Below are 17623 nucleotides of genomic sequence, written 5' to 3'. Positions count from 1 at the left end.
GATCGTTCCCACGCTCCCGCGTGGGAACGCAGCCCGTGACGCTCCGCGTCACTGGACGCGGAGCGTCCCTTGAGGCATTCCCACGCCGAGCGTGGGAACGATCACCCTCGCCTGCAAACTCAAATGTGCCCGCTCCCCCGGTGCCAGGCACAGGCTGTCGGTGCCGCCGCTGGCCGCTTCCACACAGACGAACTCTAAAACCTCGTTCCAGCTCACCCCCAACAGCGGCCGCGAGCCCGGATGCCAGACCACCGTGTCCGCATGGTCACCGGTGTCGATGCACAATTGCCGCTGCCAGGCGTGGTCCTTGAGCTGTAATTCGCCGTCATGCTGGAACACTCGCTGACACCCGCCATCGACCCGCAACTCACCTTCCTGCTGGCAAACCTGACGGTTCAACTGGTCGTAGCCTTGCGCGCCGTCGAGCCCGGACAGCGCTACCTCACCCACGTCGCCAATACGCCAATAGGCGTGCAACGCCTGGCTCAACTGGCACGGCATGTCGTCCTGATGCTCGGTGCTCAGGTGCAAATCCATGCGCTCGCCCAGGTGCGCGTGCAAGTCCACTTGCCAGTCGCACAGCTGTAACTGCCAGTGCAGGTGCACACCATCGTCATCACTGGTGCTGTCGAGCAGTTTCCAGTCGAGCAGGCGCGCCCAGCCATGGGACGGCCAGGCGTTTTCGCTTGGATGGCGGCCGTACCAAGGCCAGCACACCGGCACGCCGCCGCGAATCGCACCGACATGAGGCCATTTCGCCGCGCACCACAGCCAGGGTTTCTGCCCCTTTGGCTGGAAGTGCAGCAACTGCGCGCCCTGACGACTGAACACCGCTTGACACAGCGGATGGTCAATCACCAGCACATCGCGCATCTGATAGCGCTCCCACGCAAACACCGGACGTTCGCGCAAGGATTTGAAGAAGCGTTGTAGCGGATGCTCAAGCATGTGCCACGGTCCTGAAAATCATCTGTCACCCGAGGGTGCGCCACCCCCAAAAAAAAGCGGACAGCCATGGCCGTCCGCAAAAATGCGCACATAGAGAGGAGCTTATCGCAACAGCGTTAGAACACCGACTGAATTTTCAGGCCGGCCACCAGCGCGTTATCAACTTCATCCACACCACCTGGGTGAGTGATGTATTGCAGGTTAGGACGTACCGTCAACCAGTTGGTAACGTGGAAACCGTAGTTGATCTCGTAGTTGTACTCGGTGCTGCGCAGTGGCGCGAACAGCGGATCGTTGTAGTCGGTGACACCATTGGCGGCGTTGACCAACTCGGCGTTTTTCTTCACGTCATCGTTGACATGGATACGAGAGAAACCGATCCCGACGTCGTCTTTTGGACGAGCATCAAACGGGCCCTTGTAAACAAACATCAGCGACTGGTAGTTGTCGACGAAGTTGGTGTCCTTGTCGTGGAAGGTAGCGTTGGCCGCGATGTTCAGACCGCGTGAAGCATCACCGTTGTGGCTGGTGAGTTGTTGCTGCGCCACGAACCAGTAGCCGTGCTTGCTGTTGTGGCTGCGATAGGCGTTGCCGGTGGTCGCTGCATCGTTGCCGTTGTCGTCTTCACGGACATCATTGGCGTCGGCAGTGCTCTTGTAGTAACCGACACGGTATTCGCCCGGCAGGTTGTTGACCTTCGGTGACCAGACCAGTTCAACCGGCAAGACGGTGCCCTTGGTACCACTGCCGCTGAGCTTGAAGCCGTTACCGTGCTCAAGTTGCGACGGGTTCTGGTTGTATGCGCCGATCTGCGCATAGAACTCAGGCGTGATGTTGTACTTCACGCGAAGCGCCGCCTGCATGACCGGCCAGTTGTACCAGATACCGGTCGCCCAGTTACCCGCCTGGGAACCGCAGAACGCCAGGTTCTGGAACTCGCAAGGGAAGGTGTTGAAGTCTTCGCCTTCGCCGAAGTAACCGGCTTTGACGTCCAGTTTACCGTCGAGGAACTGGTGCTGGACCCACAACTGGGTCAGACGGACCATGTGGCCACGGCCGTAGACTTCCTGCGAGGAACTCAAGGTGCCAGCACGCGGGTCGCCGACGCGGTCATTGGAGATGTTCTGACCGTTACGGTTGGTGAACTGGATCTTGGCCTGGGTGTTATCCCAGCCCCACAGCTTTTGCAGGTCCAGCGCCACGCCCAAACCAAACTGGTCGGCGTAACGTGCCGTCTTGTCGTCGTTGTAGCCGCCATGCAGGTTGCCGCCCACTTCACCGACATAGTCGGCCTTGATGTCGATACCTTGCTCGATCAGCTTGGTCCGCTCGCCACCCCAGTCCCCCGTCATCCACTTGGAATCGGCGCTGAACGCGTCAGCCGCGTGCACGCTGCCGGCCAGCATCATCGCCGCAACAGCCGACAATTGGCAGATAAGCTGAGCGTTGTTCTTCTTCTTCATCCCTACATCCTCGTCTTTATTTTTATTAACTGTTTTTATCTAACGCGGTTTACATCGATTGCGACGGATGGCGTGCACCCGCCACATATCCCCCAATGGGAGCGGGGTTGCGTGGGAGCTGGCTTGCCTGCGATGGCATCAACTCGATTCAACGTTGAACCGAGTCGCCTGCATCGCGGGCAAGCCCGCTCCCACATAGTCCCGTTCCCACACTTGATCTTCAGCGGCCTTTGAACTGCGCCACGTTGGCACTGTGGGCCTCGGTCTTTGGCAGGCCCGCTACACCCAGACGCTCACCGGTCTTGGCATCGAACAGCAGCACTTTCGATGGATCGAATTGCAGAGTCAGGGTCTCACCCACGGCCGGCGCGACGTCCGGTGCCAGACGGCAGCAGACCTTGGTGTCGTTGAGGTTGACGAACACCAGGGTGTCGGGACCGGTCGGCTCGGTGACCTGCACTTCGGCGCGAATGGTCGGCAATCCGTTCGGCTCGCCGTTCGCCAGCACGATCTGCTCCGGGCGCATGCCGAGGATCACTTCGCGGTCTTCGAGCCCGGCGTCCTGCATGCCCAACGGCAATTCACAGCGCGCCTGACCGCTGTCGAGCAGCGCTACCAACCGACCTTCCTTGCGCTGCAAACGCAAAGGGATAAAGTTCATCGGCGGCGAACCGATGAAGCTCGCCACGAACAGGTTGGCCGGGTTGTTGTAGATGTCTTTCGGCGTGCCGAACTGCTGAATGATCCCGTCCTTCATCACCGCAACCTTGTCGCCCAGGGTCATGGCTTCGATCTGGTCGTGAGTCACGTAGACCGTGGTGGTTTTCAGGCGCTGGTGCATCAGTTTCATTTCGGTGCGCATCTCGACCCGCAGCTTGGCGTCGAGGTTGGACAGCGGTTCGTCGAACAGGTAAATCTTCGGCCGCCGTGCCAGCGCCCGGCCCATGGCCACGCGTTGTTGCTGACCACCGGAGAGCTGACCCGGCTTGCGATTGAGCAGGTGTTCGATTTGCAGCAGCTTGGCCACGCGAGCGACTTCTTCGTCGATTTCGGCGGTGGGCATTTTGCGAATCTTCAGGCCGAACGCGATGTTGTCGCGCACGCTCATGGTCGGGTACAGCGCGTAGGACTGGAACACCATGGCGATGTCCCGATCTTTCGGGCTCATGCCACTGATGTCGGCGTCGTCCACCAGGATCGCCCCGCCGCTGATGTTTTCAAGTCCGGCGATGCAGTTCATCAAGGTGGATTTGCCACAGCCCGATGGACCGACCAGGATCAGGAATTCACCGTCGTCGATCTTCAGTTCGATGTTTTTCAGGGTGTCCGGCAAACCGGCACCGTAGGTCTTGTTGACGTTGCGTAATTCGAGAGTTGCCATGTTCTACCCCTTGACCGCGCCGGACGTCAGCCCACGCAGGAAATACTTGCCAGCGAATATGTAGACCAGCAGTGTCGGCAGCCCGGCGATCATCGCGGCGGCCATATCAACGTTGTATTCCTTGGCCCCGGTGCTGGTGTTGACCAGGTTGTTCAGGGCCACGGTAATCGGCTGGGCATCGCCACTGGCGAAGACCACGCCGAACAGGAAGTCATTCCAGATTTGCGTGAACTGCCAGATCAGGCAGACCATCACGATCGGGATCGACATCGGCAGCAGGATCTTCCAGAAAATCGTGAAGAAGCCCGCGCCATCCAGCCGCGCCGCCTTGACCAGCGCATCCGGAATGCTCACGTAGTAGTTGCGGAAGAACAGCGTGGTGAACGCCAGGCCGTAGACCACGTGCACCAGCACCAGGCCGGTGGTGGTGTTGGCCAGGCCGATCTTGCCGAGGGTGAACGAGGCTGGCAGCAACACGGTCTGGAACGGCAGGAAGCAGCCGAACAACAACAGACCGAAGAACAGTTGCGAACCACGGAAGCGCCACATCGACAATACGTAACCGTTCATGGCACCGATGAACGTAGAGATCAGTACCGCCGGCACGGTGATTTTCACCGAGTTCCAGAAGTAGCTGCCGACACTGTCCCAGGCCTTGATCCAGCCGATGCCATCAATCACTTGCGGCCAGCTCAACAGGTTGCCGGTGCGGATGTCTTCCGGCGATTTGAAACTGGTCAGCAGCATCACCACCAACGGGACCAAATAGATCGCCGCGGCCAGCAACAGGGTTGCATAAATGGCGATGCGGCTGAAGCTGATACCTGGTTTGCCAAGTTGATTACTCATGGCGTTTGCCTCGCAATTCGGAGTACAGGTACGGCACCAGAATCGCCAGGATCGCGCCGAGCATCATCATGGCGCTCGCCGAACCAATGCCCATCTGGCCACGGCTGAAAGTGAAGGAGTACATGAACATCGCCGGCAGGTCGGATGAGTAACCGGGACCGCCCGCGGTCATCGCCGCCACCAGGTCGAAGCTCTTGATCGCGATGTGCGCGAGGATCATGAAGGCGCTGAAGAACACCGGGCGCAGGCTCGGCAACACGATCTTCAGGTAGATGGTCGGCAGGCTCGCACCGTCGACTTGCGCCGCGCGGATGATCGACTGATCGACGCCACGCAGGCCGGCCAGGAACATCGCCATCACAAACCCGGAGGCTTGCCATACGGCGGCGATCACCAGGCAATACACCACGCGATCCTGATCCACCAGCCAGTCGAGACGAAAGCCTTCCCAGCCCCAGTCACGCAGCATCTTGTCCAGACCAAGACCTGGGTTGAGCAGCCATTTCCATGCGGTACCGGTAACGATCATCGAGAGCGCCATCGGGTACAGGTAAACGGTGCGGATGAAGCCTTCCTTGCGAATGCGCTGATCCAGCAGCACGGCGAGGAAAACGCCCAGCACCAGGCTGATGCCGATGAACATGCCGCCGAACACCGCGAGGTTTTTGCTCGCGACCCACCAGCGATCGTTGTCCATCAGGCGAATGTATTGCTGCAGGCCGACCCACTTGTAGCTCGGCATGAAGCTGGAATTGGTGAAGGACAGTACGAATGTCCAGATGATGTAACCGTAAAAACCAACCAGGACGATCAGCATGCTTGGCGCCAAAACCAGCTTGGGGAGCCAGCGCTGCAGTGCGTCGAACGGTGAGGCTTTGCTGAAAACCGCCACAGAGCTCATCGGGATAATCCAGGTGAAGAGGAATGAACCGACACAGCGATCCCTTGTGGGAGCAGGACCCTGTGGGAGCTGGCTTGCCTGCGATGCCATCAACACGGTTCGAAGTTAAATCGAGTCGCCTGCATCGCGGGCAAGCCCGCTCCCACACAATCTCATTCCACGCAGGATCAGTTTGTGTCAGGAGTTACTGGGCGGCTTTGACAGCCGATGCCAGTTGCGCGCTGGCCTTGGCCGGGTCAGCGTTCTTGTCGTTCATGAAGTTGGTCACCACATCGAAGATCGCGCCCTGCACGGCCAGGGACGTGGCCATGTTGTGCGCCATGCTCGGTTGCAGGCCGCCGGTCTTCTCGTCAGCCAGGAAATCCTTGGCGGACGCTTGAGCGCAAGAATCGAAGCCCAGCGCGCTCATGTCGTTAAGCATGTCGGTACGCACCGGGATCGAGCCTTTGTTGATGCTGAAGACTTTCTGGAAGTCTTTGCCCAAAGCGACCTTGGCCAGGTCTTGCTGGGCGGCGATGTCGCCTTTGCGATCAGCCTTGAGCTTGAACACGGCCATCGAGTCGATGTTGTAGGTGAAGGCTTTTTCGGTGCCCGGGAACGGCACGCACTGGTAGTCCTTGCCCGCTACTTTCTTCGCGGCGGTCCATTCGCTCTTGGCCCAGTCGCCCATCATCTGCATCCCGGCCTTGCCGTTGATGACGTCGGCGGCAGCAATGTTCCAGTCACGACCGGCGCGGTTCGGGTCCATGTAGCCGGTGACTTTTTTCAGCTCGGTGAAGGCCTTGGCCATCTCTGGCCCGGAGAGGGTTTTCTGGTCCAGGTCGACCAGGGCTTTCTTGTAACCGTCAGCCCCCATGACCGAGAGCACCACGTCTTCGAACACGGTGCTGTCCTGCCAAGGCTGGCCGCCGTGAGCGAGCGCGATGAAGCCGGCGGCCTTGAGCTTGTCGCCAGCGGCATAGAATTCTTCGAGGGTGGTCGGCGCTTTGTCGATCCCGGCTTTCTTGAAGACTTCCGGGTTGATCCACAGCCAGTTGACGCGGTGAATGTTCACCGGCACGGCAACGTAATCGCCTTCATATTTCACGGTATCGGAGACTTTCTTGATCAGCAGGCTGTCCCAGTTTTCCGATTTGGAAACGTCTTTCAGGGCATCGGTGCTGAGCAGGCCAGTGCTGCCCCACTCCTGGATGTCCGGACCCTTGATCTGGGCAACGCCTGGCGGGTTACCGGCCACGGCGCGGCTTTTGAGTACGGTCATGGCCGTGGAACCGCCGCCGCCGGCGACTGCGCCGTCTTTCCAGGTGAAGCCGTCTTTTTCGACTTGAGCCTTGAGCACATCGACCGCTGCTTTTTCACCACCAGACGTCCACCAGTGAACGACCTCCACCGAACCTTTGGCATCGGCGGCAAGGGCACTGAGCGGGAATGCAGCAACGGGAAGCAGCGAAGCGAGAGAAATGACAGTAGCGAGGCGAGAGATCGCATTCATCTAGTAGTACCTTTCTTGTTGTTATGCATGCAAGTCTGGTGCTTGCGCTGCATAGGATTCTAAACAGGGGATACCCCTTCGCAGGTAACGAAGGGACGCGCGAATGTCACCATATGGTTACATGGCTGGTTACACAGCAACGCTCTGGGACAATTGCGCCAGCGCAGTGGCCATGCTTGGCGCCAGCGGCAGGCGCGGGATCAATACAGCTTGCCAGGCGTGATACAGGTCGGGTTTTCCGGCCCAGATATCAGCACTCGGACGGTTCAGCGGGTCGAGCTCGTGATGCCAGCTGCCATCGCAGCGGTCGATAAAATGACTGTCACAAAATTTCCAGAACAGTCGGTACCAGTGCTCGTATTGCTCGTCACCGGTGCGTTTGAGCAGCGCACTGGCGGCGGCGCTGGCTTCGCAATGAGTCCAGTGCAAACGATGGCGAACCACCGCGCGATTGTCCCAGTCGAGGGTGTAGACGATGCCCGGAGCACCGTCGACGTCCCAACCGTGACGGCAATTGTGCTCGAAGAGTTTTTGCGCATCGGTGGCGAGCCAGCCCGGCGTGAGCATCCCGGCCTGTGCCCGCGCGGCTTCAAGGTGCAGCAACAGCCGCGCCCATTCGAAACCATGACCCGGCGTGGTGCCGTAAGGGCGGAAACCGTCGGCCGGATTGTCGCGGTTGTAGTCGCGCAGCGGCTGCCAGTCGCGGTCAAAATGCTCGACCACCAGGTAATCGTTGGCCGCGGCGTGATCGTGAATGACACGTTCGACAATGCGCTGGGCGCGAATCAGCCAGCGGTTGTCCTCGGTGACATCGGCCAGAGCGAGGAAGGCTTCGGTGGCGTGCATGTTGCTGTTGGCACCGCGATAGGCTTCCACGACGCTCCAGTCGCGGTTGAAGGATTCGCGCATGGCACCCTCCTCTTCGCTCCAGAAACGGCTATCGATTATGTGGATCGCGTCGTCGAGCAAGGCTTGCGCGCCGGGACGTTGAGCGACCACCGCAGAGCTCGCAGCCAACGCCACGAAGGCATGCAGATAAGCGGCTTTGCCGGTATTGCCGTCACGGTGTTCGGGCGTGGCGAACCAGCCTCCGTGTTCGGCATCACGCAGCGGCCCACTGAGGGCTTTGATGCCGTGATCCACCAGCTCGGCAAAACCCGGCAGGCCCTGGATGTGGGCCATGGCGAAGCTGTGGGTCATGCGCGCGGTGTTCATGGTTTCGGCTTGCGCGTTGGCCGGGAGGCGGCCCTGATCGTCGAGGTTGCCGAAGCCTTCGGCAAGCTTTGAAGCCTTGGCAAACGCCAACAGGCGCAGGCCTTCGGCGGCGAGCCATTGCTGATGGGCAGGCGCGTTCAGCCAACTGCTGAAGGCGGGTTGGAAGGTGTCCATGCGGTACCTTTTTTTGTTGTTATGACGGAGACCAGTCTAAACAACGGTCGGTGATGGGCAGGTAACGAAGGGGGCGAGTTATGTCACCGAGTTGTGACATTAGCCTTCAGGCATGTGTTGAATGATCTGACGCCATCGCGGGCAAGCCCGCTCCCACAGGGGTTCTGCGTCGTACACAAATCCAATGTGGGAGCGGGCTTGCCCGCGATGAACGATAACGCGGTCTTCCTAATCAACACTACGCGGCAACTGCAGTGTCACCCGCAACCCGCCTTCACGCAGGTTTTGCAGGCTGACTTCACCGCCATGGCTATGGGCAATGTTGCGCGCAATCCCCAGCCCCAGACCATAGCCCTGCTGCTGGCCGGCCAAGCGGAAGTGCGGCTCGAACACCTGTTCCAGCCGTTGCTCCGGTACGCCCGGCCCTTCATCGTCGACATGCAGGACAAACGCGCTCTCGTCATCATCGATGTGTAGATGCGCGTTCTGCCCGTACTTCAAGGCGTTGTCGATCAGGTTACCGATGCAGCGCTTGAGCGCCAGCGGCTTGCCCGGATACGGCGCCAGCGCCCGCCCCTGCTGGGTCACGCGGCCATTGCCGTTGGGCGCCAGATACGGTTCCACCAGACAGTCGAGCACATGATTGAGGTCCACCGGCTCGATATTCTCGTGGATGTCGGTGTCTTTCACGCATTGCAGCGCGCCTTTGACCAGCAACTCCAACTCATCCAGGTCACGACCGAACTTGGCCTGCAGCTTTTCGTCTTCAAGCAATTCCACCCGCAATCGCAACCGGGTAATCGGCGTGCGCAAGTCATGGGAAATCGCGCTGAACAACTGGCTGCGTTCGGTCAGGTAACGGCTGATACGCTCGCGCATCGCGTTGAAGGCGCGGCCCACTTCCACCACTTCACTGCCGCCGCCCTCGGCCACCGGTTCGACCTCGGCGCCAAGAGACATGTCCCGTGCCGCCCGCGCCAATCGCTTGAGTGGTCGGCTCTGCCAGTGCACGAGGAGGCCGATGAACAGCAGCAAGAAACCGCTGGTGAGCACGATGAACCAGACCTGCTGCGCCGGCAGGCCTTGTTCTTCAAGACTGGTGTAGGGCTCGGGCAACAGCGAGGCGATGTACAGCCATTCGCCCGGCGCCATCTGGATTTGCGTGACCAGCACCGGCGGGTTCACCGGCTCCAGAGTCAACGCGTAATGCGCCCAGGAGCGCGGCAATTCATCGAGCTTCAAACCGCCGTTGAAGATCCGCAAATCTTCGGGGCTGACGAACGTCACCGAAATATCCGCGTCCTGGCCCAGCGACTGGCGCAGTACTTCGTCCACCGCCTTGAGCACCGCTTCTTTGCGCGGCGTGATCGGCAGCACTTCCATCCCCAAGGGTTTGTCGTTGAGGGTCACCACGAAACGGGTGCCGCCCATGCTGCGCAACTGGTCGAGCACCAACGGCCTGAACGCCACCGGCAATGAGCGGAAATAACTGACGCTGGCCGTCATCGAATGGGCCAGGCTGCGGGCGCTGGTGACCAGGCCCTCGAGCTGGGTGGCGCGCAGTTGCGAGACCCAGATCACACTCGACAGCGTCTGAGCGAACAGCACCGCCAGCAGGGTCAGCAGTAACATGCGCCCGAGCAGTGAGCGCGGCACCGGCACGCGCCCGGCGAGCTTGCGCAGGAACTCAGTGACCATTGCCGGCAACCACGCTGGCTGCCAGTTGGTAGCCACTGCCACGCACGGTCCGGATCAGCCGTGGCGGTTTTTCGGTGTCGCGCAGGCGCTGACGCAAACGGCTGACCGCCATGTCGACGATACGATCGAGCGGCATCAAATCGCGGCCACGGGTGGCGTTGCCGATGGTGTCGCGATCGAGGATTTCCTGCGGGTGGTCGAGGAACAGTTTCAGCAGCGCGAAATCGGCGCCGGAGAGAATCACTTCCTCGCCGTCGGTGTGGAACAGCCGATGGCTGACCATGTCCAGCCGCCAGTCGTCGAAGGCCAGCACTTCACCGCCGGAACGCTCCTGACCGAACTGTGCGCGGCGCAACAAGGCTTTGATGCGCGCCTGCAATTCACGGGGGCTGAAGGGTTTGCCGAGGTAGTCGTCGGCACCCAGTTCCAGGCCGATGACGCGGTCGGCCTCGTCGGAACTGGCAGTGAGCATGATGATCGGTACATGGGCCTGGCGCGGGTGCTGGCGGATCCAGCGGCAGAGGCTGAAACCGTCTTCGTCCGGCAGCATCACGTCGAGGATCACCAGATCGCTCGGCGCCTCGTTCAGGGCATGACGAAAGCCTGCGCCATCGGGCGTGGTGCGGACCTGGAAACCGGCACGGGTCAGGTAGGTGTCCAGCAACTCGCGTATCTCTTGATCGTCATCGACCAACAAAATCGACTTGTTGACTGAGCTCACGGGAAGGCGTCCTTGTTGTTTGTGTTAGGTAGGATTATGCCTGATGAACCTTGGAAATTTGTTGCCTGTTCGGGCGCCATCGCGGGCAAGCCCGCTCCCACAAGGATTCAGGTGATCCTGTGGGAGCGGGCTTGCCCGCGATGAAGTCGACTCGGTCTAAGCCTGATCCAGCGCCACACCCGCGCCCACCAACCCGGAATATGGCGCTGTCACCAGCCACACCGGAATACCTTTGAAATAATCGCTCATGCAGCCCTTGTCGGCGAAGCAGCGGGCGAAACCGCTTTCGATGAAAAAATCGGCAAACCGTGGAATCACCCCGCCAACGATGTACACGCCGCCGCGTGCCCCCGTGGTCAGCACATTGTTGCCCGCCACGCGCCCGAGCCAGCAACAGAACTGCTCGAGCACTTCCAGGGCAATCGGATCGCCCGCCAACCCGGCCGCCGTGATCGCCTCAGGCGTGTCGAGCACAGGCGTGTGACCGTCCACCGCGCAGATCGCCCGGTAGACTCGTGGCAAACCACTGCCGCTCAACGCTGTTTCAGCGCTGACATGGCCGATTTCATTGAAGATGTGCTGCCACAACTGGGTTTCCCGCGGACTGCTCAGCGGCAGATCGACGTGACCGCCCTCCCCCGGCAGCGGGGCAAAACGGCCCTCGCCCAGATCGAGCAACGTGCCCACGCCCAGGCCAGTGCCCGGACCGATCACCACCGCCGGCCGCAACGGCTCGGGCTTGCCTTCGCAGACCACCCGAAACTCGCCCGGCTGCAAACGGGTCATGCCCAGGGCCATGGCCGAGAAGTCGTTGACCAACAGCAGTTGATCCACCTGCAAGGTCGTGCAGAAACCCTTGCGACTGAGCCGCCAATGGTTGTTGGTGAACTTGAATTCATCGCCGCTCACAGGGCCTGCCACCGACAGGCACACCGAACCGATCGAACCCGGCGCCAGGCCCAGCCCGCTCAGGTAAAGCGCAATCGCTTCCTCCGGGCTGGCGTGGTCTGCCGTCGCCAGCACCCGGACCGATTCCAGCTGCTGGTTTTTCCACAACGCGAAACGTGCGTTGGTCCCACCGATGTCACCGACCAAAGCCAGTTTCAATTAAGCGTCTCCAGGGCAGAAGTAAAGGCGCTGGCGCCTTGCTCTGCGGAGCTGAAGGCCATGCGCATGAAACCAAACAGTTCGCGACCGGTGCCGATGTTGTTGCCCAACAGGCCTTTGGCCGGTTCGCGCGCTGCGAATTCTTCGGCGTCCACCTTAAGCTCCAGGGTGCCTTTGACGCCATCGACGCGGATGATATCGCCCTCACGCACCCGCGCCAAAGCGCCACCCACATAAGCTTCGGGGCTGACGTGGATCGCCGCCGGGATTTTCCCCGAGGCGCCGGACATGCGCCCGTCAGTCACCAGTGCGACTTTGAAGCCACGATCCTGCAGCACACCGAGGAACGGCGTCATCTTGTGCAGTTCCGGCATGCCATTGGAGCGCGGGCCCTGGAAGCGCATCACGGCGACAAAATCCTTCTCCAGCAAACCGGCCTTGAACGCATCGGCCAGGTCCTGTTGATCCTGGAACACCATGGCCGGTGCTTCGACGACCTGGTTTTCCAGCGCGACCGCCGAGACTTTCATCACGCCACGGCCGAGGTTGCCTTCCATCACGCGCAAACCGCCCTCTGGCGAGAATGCGCGAGCCACCGGACGCAGGATGTTTTCGTCGAGGCTTTCGATCGGGCCTTCGCGCCAGACCAGCTCGCCGTTTTCGAGGAACGGTTCCTGGGTATAGCGGCTCAGGCCATGGCCGAGCACGGTGTTGACGTTTTCGTGGAGCAGGCCGGCTTCCAGCAGTTCGCGGATCAGGAACGACATGCCGCCCGCTGCCTGGAAGTGGTTGATGTCGGCTTTGCCGTTCGGGTACACGTGGCTCAGGGTCGGCACCACCTCGGAGAGGTCGGCCATGTCCTGCCAGGTCAACTGGATGCCCGCGGCCATGGCGATGGCCGGCATGTGCAGGGTGTGGTTGGTCGAGCCGCCGGTGGCGTGCAGGGCCACGATGGAGTTGACCAGCGAACGCTCGTCGACGATTTCGCCGATCGGCAGGAAGTTGCCATTCTGCTTGGTCAGGCGGGTGACCTGATGCGCCGCTTCGCGGGTCAGGGCATCGCGCAACGGGGTGTTCGGGTTGACGAACGAGGCGCCCGGCAAGTGCAGGCCCATGACTTCCATCAGCAACTGGTTGGTGTTGGCGGTGCCGTAGAAAGTGCAGGTGCCGGGGCTGTGGTAGGACTTCATCTCCGATTCCAGCAACTCTTCGCGGGTCGCCTTGCCTTCGGCGTAGCGCTGGCGCACATCGGCTTTTTGCTTGTTGGAGATGCCCGACACCATCGGCCCGCCCGGTACGAAGATCATCGGCAGATGACCGAAGCGCAACGCGCCCATCATCAGGCCCGGCACGATCTTGTCGCAGATGCCGAGCATCAGCGCGCCATCGAACATGTTGTGGGACAGCGCCACGGCGGTGGACAACGCGATCACTTCACGGCTCGGCAGGCTCAGTTCCATGCCCGGTTCGCCCTGGGTCACGCCATCGCACATCGCCGGGGTGCCACCGGCGAACTGGCCGACGGAGCCGATTTCGCGCAGGGCTTTTTTGATCTGTTCAGGAAAGACTTCGTACGGCTGGTGCGCCGAGAGCATGTCGTTATATGACGAAACAATCGCGATGTTGGCGGAGTTCATCATCCGCAGGCTGTGCTTGTCGTCGCTGCCACACCCGGCCACGCCATGGGCGAAGTTGGCGCATTGCAGCTTGCCGCGCATCGGGCCGTCGCTGGCCGCGCCGCGAATCAATGCAAGGTAAGCCTCACGCGTGGCGCGGCTGCGGGCGATAAGCCGTTCGGTGACCTCAAGGACGCGGGGATGCATGTGTAGAACTCCAGGCTAACGGATGTGGCGACCTGATTGTCTATGCTGATCAAACACCGCTGTGATTGGGACGACAGACGGTTTTCTTGATCATTCGGACCAGTTGATTCAGGTCACTCGTTGTAGATAAAACAAAATATTGCCACTAAAAAGGCTTGTTTTCTATTTTTTTGCGAATAATCTTGTAATTCCAACAACAAATCGACGGCGGCGCTGTAAATGACTCTTCGAATCGCAATCAATGGTTTTGGCCGTATCGGCCGTAATGTCCTGCGCGCACTGTATACCCAAGGCTATCGTCAGGATCTGCAGATCGTAGCGATCAACGATCTGGGCGACAGCTCTATGAATGCTCACCTGCTCAAGTACGACACCGTTCACGGCACATTCGATGCCGATGTCCAGCACGATCAGGAAAGCCTGACCGTCAACGGCGATCGCATTTCGGTCAGCGCCATTCGCAACCCGGCCGAACTACCCTGGGCCGCGGAGAAGGTCGACGTCGTGTTCGAATGCACCGGTCTGTTCACCGACCGTGCCAAAGCCGCCGCGCATATTACGGCCGGCGCGCGCAAAGTGATTATCTCGGCCCCGGCCAAAGGCGCCGACGCCACCGTGGTTTATGGGGTTAACCACGACGTTCTGCGCCAATCGCACCAGATCATTTCCAACGCTTCGTGCACCACCAACTGCCTGGCCCCGGTGGCCCAGGTGCTGCACCGCGAACTGGGCATCGAAAGCGGTCTGATGACCACTATCCACGCCTACACCAACGACCAGAACCTGACCGACGTCTACCACACCGACCCGTACCGCGCCCGCTCCGCCACCCAGAACATGATCCCGAGCAAGACCGGCGCCGCTGAAGCGGTGGGCCTGGTGCTGCCGGAACTGGCGGGCAAACTGACCGGCATGGCGGTGCGTGTTCCGGTGATCAATGTGTCGCTGGTGGACCTGACCGTGCAGCTCAAGCGTGAAGCATCGGCCGATGAAGTCAACGCGATGCTCAAACACGCCAGCCAGCACTCGAAGATTCTGGGTTACAACACCCTGCCGCTGGTTTCCAGCGACTTCAACCACAACCCGCTGTCGTCGATCTTCGATGCCAACCACACCAAGTCCAGCGGCAAGCTGCTCAAAGTGCTGGCCTGGTACGACAACGAGTGGGGCTTCTCCAACCGCATGCTCGATAACTGCCTGGCGCTCTGCAACGCCGAATAAATGATGGGGCGCACGACGCCTCATTCTTTGTTGGACGCGGCCCCGTAGGAGCTGCCGAAGGCTGCGATCTTTTGATCTTGATTTTCAGCGATTCCGAGAAGATCAAAATCACAAGATCGCAGCCTGCGGCAGCTCCTACGGGTATTGGCAACGTCAAAAAATGCGTCGTCGCAGGCGCATTTTCGTCTGGAGCAGCAAGCGATGATCGGTATCAGCTTTACGCAAAAGACCCTGGCAGCGCGCAAGCGTATCGCCCTGGTCGCCCATGACCATTGCAAAGTGTTTTTGCTGGACTGGGCCGAGCGGCAGAAAGACAAACTCGCGCAGCATGAACTGGTCGCCACCGGCACCACGGGATTGTTGTTGCAACAACGCCTCGACCTGCCCGTGGAGAGCATGATCAGCGGTCCGCTGGGCGGCGATCAGCAACTCGGCGCGCGAATCGCCGAGCAGCGGGTCGACATGCTGGTGTTCTTCTGGGACCCGTTCGAACCGCAACCCCACGACCCGGACATCAAGGCGCTGCTACGGGTCGCGGCGGTGTGGAACATCCCGGTGGCCTGCAATGAATGCAGCGCCGACTACCTGCTCAGCAGTCCGTTGATGGATCAGGCTCACGAACACCGCATCCCGGATTACGCGACCTATCTGCTGGGGCGCGGGTAAAGCGCACGGAATCACTCTCGATAGCCTTCTGACACAAATCCCCTGTGGGAGCGAGCCTGCTCCGGGCGGCGTTCCGACGATGACGGACTGACATTCACCATGGATGTCGACTGAAAGACCGCTATCGCGAGCAGGCTCGCTCCCACAGGATTTCATCCAGTCCGCCAGTTTTTTGAACTATGCTCGGGCTCTCGCTCCGGAGGGCCTTCGATGACTGATTTACTCACGTCCATTCAAGCCGCACTCGGCTTGCCTCACACGCCAATTCCATTCACCTCGAACGGCGCCCTGCCCTCGGCGTTTGCCGTGACTGATCTGGCCTGCGCCAGCATTGCCGCTGCCGGCCAGGCGGCCAGCGAACTGCTGCATCGGCAAACCACTCGTTTGCCCAGCCTTGAAGTCGACCGCCGCCTGGCGTCGTTCTGGTTCGCCACCTCGATCCGCCCCATGGGCTGGAGCGTCCCGCCGTTGTGGGACCCAGTCGCTGGCGACTACGCGACCAAGGACGGCTGGATCCGCCTGCACACCAACGCGCCCCATCACCGCGCTGCTGCCGAATCAGTCCTTGGCGCCTGTGCCGACCGCGCGGCGATGGCGAGCAAGGTGGCTCAGTGGGCCAAAAGCGATCTGGAACAAGCCGTGATCGAGGCCGGTGGTTGCGCCGCCGAGATGCGCAGTTGGCAGCAATGGCAGGCACACCCCCAAGGTCGGGCCGTGAACGCCGAACCGCTGGTTCAGTTCAGCGTCGACGGCAACCAAAACGCCAAACCGTGGCAAGGTTCGGTGGCGCAACCGCTGGCCGGAATCAAAGTGCTGGACCTCACGCGAGTGCTCGCCGGCCCGATCGCCAGCCGCTTCCTCGCAGGGCTCGGCGCCGATGTGTTGCGCATCGATCCACCGACCTGGAACGAACCGGGCGTGGTGCCGGAAGTCACCCTGGGCAAACGCTGTGCGCGCCTGGATCTGCACGACAACGCTGATCGAGCGGTGTTCGAAAGCCTGCTCAAGGACGCCGACATTCTGCTCCACGGCTACCGCGCCGATGCACTGGAACGCCTGGGTTACGGCATCGCCCAACGCCAGGCACTGGCCCCCGGCCTGATCGATGTTTGCCTCAACGCTTACGGCTGGAGCGGCCCATGGCAGAACCGCCGCGGCTTCGACAGCCTGGTGCAGATGAGCAGCGGGATTGCTGAGGCGGGCATGCGATGGAAAAAGGCGGATAAACCGACCCCGCTGCCGGTTCAGGCCCTTGATCACGCCACCGGGTATTTGATGGCAGCCAGTGCGATCAAGCTATTGGGGCACGGTGGCTCTGCGCGCTTGTCGCTGGCACGCACGGCGAAGCTATTGATCGAGCATGGCGCCGGAACAAATGAGCCGTTGCGGGCAGAGGATGACAACGATCAAGGCATGTTGGTTGAGCAGACACCCTGGGGCCCGGCCCATCGGTTGCAGGTGCCGTTGAAGATCACCGGGACACCGCTGCAGTGGGCGCTGCCGGCCGGGGAATTGGGTTCCCATCGCGCACAATGGTGGTGACTGTCAGATAGCTTGCTCGCGAAGCGGCCCGAACAACCACCGCAGATACCGCATCACAACGACAGTAGCTGCGGTAAAGAGAAAATCCCGCCGCCAATCATCGAGTCCCTTTTTCTCAAATGCGGCCGATGCGACCAGCACCGTGAAATCATCACGTAGTTGTTTTTAACTAAATAGATAAAACGAAATAACGTTTATTAATTAACGCCCATCACGCCTGTTATTTATAGCCGAACAATCTATAGCTTCGATCTATCAAAATATTTGCGAAACCACAGAAACGAACTAATTTCAAAACCCATGCAATATCTATTACGCCTGCCTGCTCTGGAAAAGACCGGTAAACAGGGCTTTTCCAGCCATACTGTTATGCCCGAGAAAAATTCATAAGTCTTTCATTAACAATGGAATGTGCCCATGCA

The 17623-nt window shown here is 60.4% G+C and carries 14 protein-coding genes; 3 read left to right on the top strand and 11 right to left on the bottom strand.

All coding sequences use genetic code 11. The features are described from left to right. Positions 1 to 48 precede the first annotated feature (48 nt). The 11 genes from LOY38_RS07300 to edd form a co-directional block, all read right to left on the bottom strand. Entirely contained in the window at positions 49 to 948 is a 900-nt protein-coding gene (locus tag LOY38_RS07300; RefSeq protein WP_258699430.1) for a D-hexose-6-phosphate mutarotase, read from the bottom strand. Between the two features lie 116 nt (positions 949 to 1064). Continuing rightward, entirely contained in the window at positions 1065 to 2411 is a 1347-nt protein-coding gene (locus LOY38_RS07295; protein ID WP_258699429.1) for a carbohydrate porin, read from the bottom strand. Between the two features lie 220 nt (positions 2412 to 2631). Continuing rightward, on the bottom strand, positions 2632 to 3792 hold the full coding sequence (locus LOY38_RS07290; protein ID WP_258699428.1) for an ABC transporter ATP-binding protein: 1161 nt from the start codon (positions 3790 to 3792) through the stop codon (positions 2632 to 2634). 3 nt (positions 3793 to 3795) lie between these two features. Continuing rightward, positions 3796 to 4641 (bottom strand): carbohydrate ABC transporter permease, encoded by an 846-nt coding sequence (locus LOY38_RS07285; RefSeq protein ID WP_102616685.1) that lies wholly within the window; start codon positions 4639 to 4641, stop codon positions 3796 to 3798. After that, the gene (locus LOY38_RS07280; protein WP_007902369.1) at positions 4634 to 5542 is read right to left on the bottom strand and encodes a carbohydrate ABC transporter permease; all 909 of its coding nucleotides are present in this window, start codon (positions 5540 to 5542) and stop codon (positions 4634 to 4636) included. The genes LOY38_RS07285 and LOY38_RS07280 overlap by 8 nt, the downstream gene beginning before the upstream one ends. Positions 5543 to 5726: 184 nt before the next feature. Beyond that, the gene (locus tag LOY38_RS07275) at positions 5727 to 7034 is read right to left on the bottom strand and encodes an ABC transporter substrate-binding protein (RefSeq protein WP_258699427.1); all 1308 of its coding nucleotides are present in this window, start codon (positions 7032 to 7034) and stop codon (positions 5727 to 5729) included. 129 nt (positions 7035 to 7163) lie between these two features. Continuing rightward, positions 7164 to 8423, bottom strand: coding sequence for an AGE family epimerase/isomerase (locus LOY38_RS07270; protein ID WP_258699426.1), 1260 nt, complete (start codon positions 8421 to 8423; stop codon positions 7164 to 7166). Between the two features lie 228 nt (positions 8424 to 8651). Continuing rightward, a complete protein-coding gene (locus tag LOY38_RS07265; protein WP_408980618.1) occupies positions 8652 to 10079 on the bottom strand; it encodes an ATP-binding protein in 1428 nt (475 codons plus the stop codon). 31 nt (positions 10080 to 10110) lie between these two features. Next, positions 10111 to 10842: a response regulator gene (locus tag LOY38_RS07260; protein ID WP_258699425.1), complete on the bottom strand. Its 732-nt coding sequence runs from the start codon at positions 10840 to 10842 to the stop codon at positions 10111 to 10113. A gap of 156 nt (positions 10843 to 10998) precedes the next feature. Beyond that, positions 10999 to 11949, bottom strand: a complete 951-nt coding sequence (locus LOY38_RS07255) for a glucokinase (RefSeq protein ID WP_258699424.1) — start codon at positions 11947 to 11949, stop codon at positions 10999 to 11001. Beyond that, entirely contained in the window at positions 11946 to 13772 is a 1827-nt protein-coding gene (edd, locus tag LOY38_RS07250; RefSeq protein WP_019651699.1) for a phosphogluconate dehydratase, read from the bottom strand. The genes LOY38_RS07255 and edd overlap by 4 nt, the downstream gene beginning before the upstream one ends. A gap of 219 nt (positions 13773 to 13991) precedes the next feature. On the opposite strand from edd, the gene gap reads away from it, so the two are divergent. From gap to LOY38_RS07235, 3 genes are all read left to right on the top strand, one after another. Then, positions 13992 to 14993, top strand: a complete 1002-nt coding sequence (gene gap, locus LOY38_RS07245) for a type I glyceraldehyde-3-phosphate dehydrogenase (protein WP_258699423.1) — start codon at positions 13992 to 13994, stop codon at positions 14991 to 14993. A gap of 201 nt (positions 14994 to 15194) precedes the next feature. After that, complete coding sequence (locus LOY38_RS07240) at positions 15195 to 15659, top strand: methylglyoxal synthase (RefSeq protein ID WP_007903352.1); 465 nt, start codon at positions 15195 to 15197, stop codon at positions 15657 to 15659. Between the two features lie 210 nt (positions 15660 to 15869). Then, positions 15870 to 17201 carry a CoA transferase gene (locus LOY38_RS07235; protein ID WP_258699422.1) on the top strand — a complete coding sequence of 444 codons (1332 nt, stop codon included), beginning with the start codon at positions 15870 to 15872 and terminating at the stop codon, positions 17199 to 17201. The last annotated feature ends 422 nt before the right edge of the window (positions 17202 to 17623 follow it).

Origin of the sequence: Pseudomonas sp. B21-015, from assembly GCF_024749285.1 — a bacterium.
Lineage (GTDB): Bacteria > Pseudomonadota > Gammaproteobacteria > Pseudomonadales > Pseudomonadaceae > Aquipseudomonas.
This window is presented reverse-complemented; position numbering and strand designations above follow the sequence as displayed.

Bases quoted from the DNA above. Each gene is read 5' to 3' on its own strand.
- LOY38_RS07280 (WP_007902369.1), bottom strand. From the start codon at position 5,542: ATGAGCTCTGTGGCGGTTTTCAGCAAAGCCTCACCGTTCGACGCACTG.
- LOY38_RS07235 (WP_258699422.1), top strand. From the start codon at position 15,870: ATGACTGATTTACTCACGTCCATTCAAGCCGCACTCGGCTTGCCTCAC.
- LOY38_RS07275 (WP_258699427.1), bottom strand. From the start codon at position 7,034: ATGAATGCGATCTCTCGCCTCGCTACTGTCATTTCTCTCGCTTCGCTG.
- LOY38_RS07240 (WP_007903352.1), top strand. From the start codon at position 15,195: ATGATCGGTATCAGCTTTACGCAAAAGACCCTGGCAGCGCGCAAGCGT.
- LOY38_RS07290 (WP_258699428.1), bottom strand. From the start codon at position 3,792: ATGGCAACTCTCGAATTACGCAACGTCAACAAGACCTACGGTGCCGGT.
- LOY38_RS07285 (WP_102616685.1), bottom strand. From the start codon at position 4,641: ATGAGTAATCAACTTGGCAAACCAGGTATCAGCTTCAGCCGCATCGCC.
- gap (WP_258699423.1), top strand. From the start codon at position 13,992: ATGACTCTTCGAATCGCAATCAATGGTTTTGGCCGTATCGGCCGTAAT.
- LOY38_RS07300 (WP_258699430.1), bottom strand. From the start codon at position 948: ATGCTTGAGCATCCGCTACAACGCTTCTTCAAATCCTTGCGCGAACGT.
- edd (WP_019651699.1), bottom strand. From the start codon at position 13,772: ATGCATCCCCGCGTCCTTGAGGTCACCGAACGGCTTATCGCCCGCAGC.
- LOY38_RS07270 (WP_258699426.1), bottom strand. From the start codon at position 8,423: ATGGACACCTTCCAACCCGCCTTCAGCAGTTGGCTGAACGCGCCTGCC.
- LOY38_RS07295 (WP_258699429.1), bottom strand. From the start codon at position 2,411: ATGAAGAAGAAGAACAACGCTCAGCTTATCTGCCAATTGTCGGCTGTT.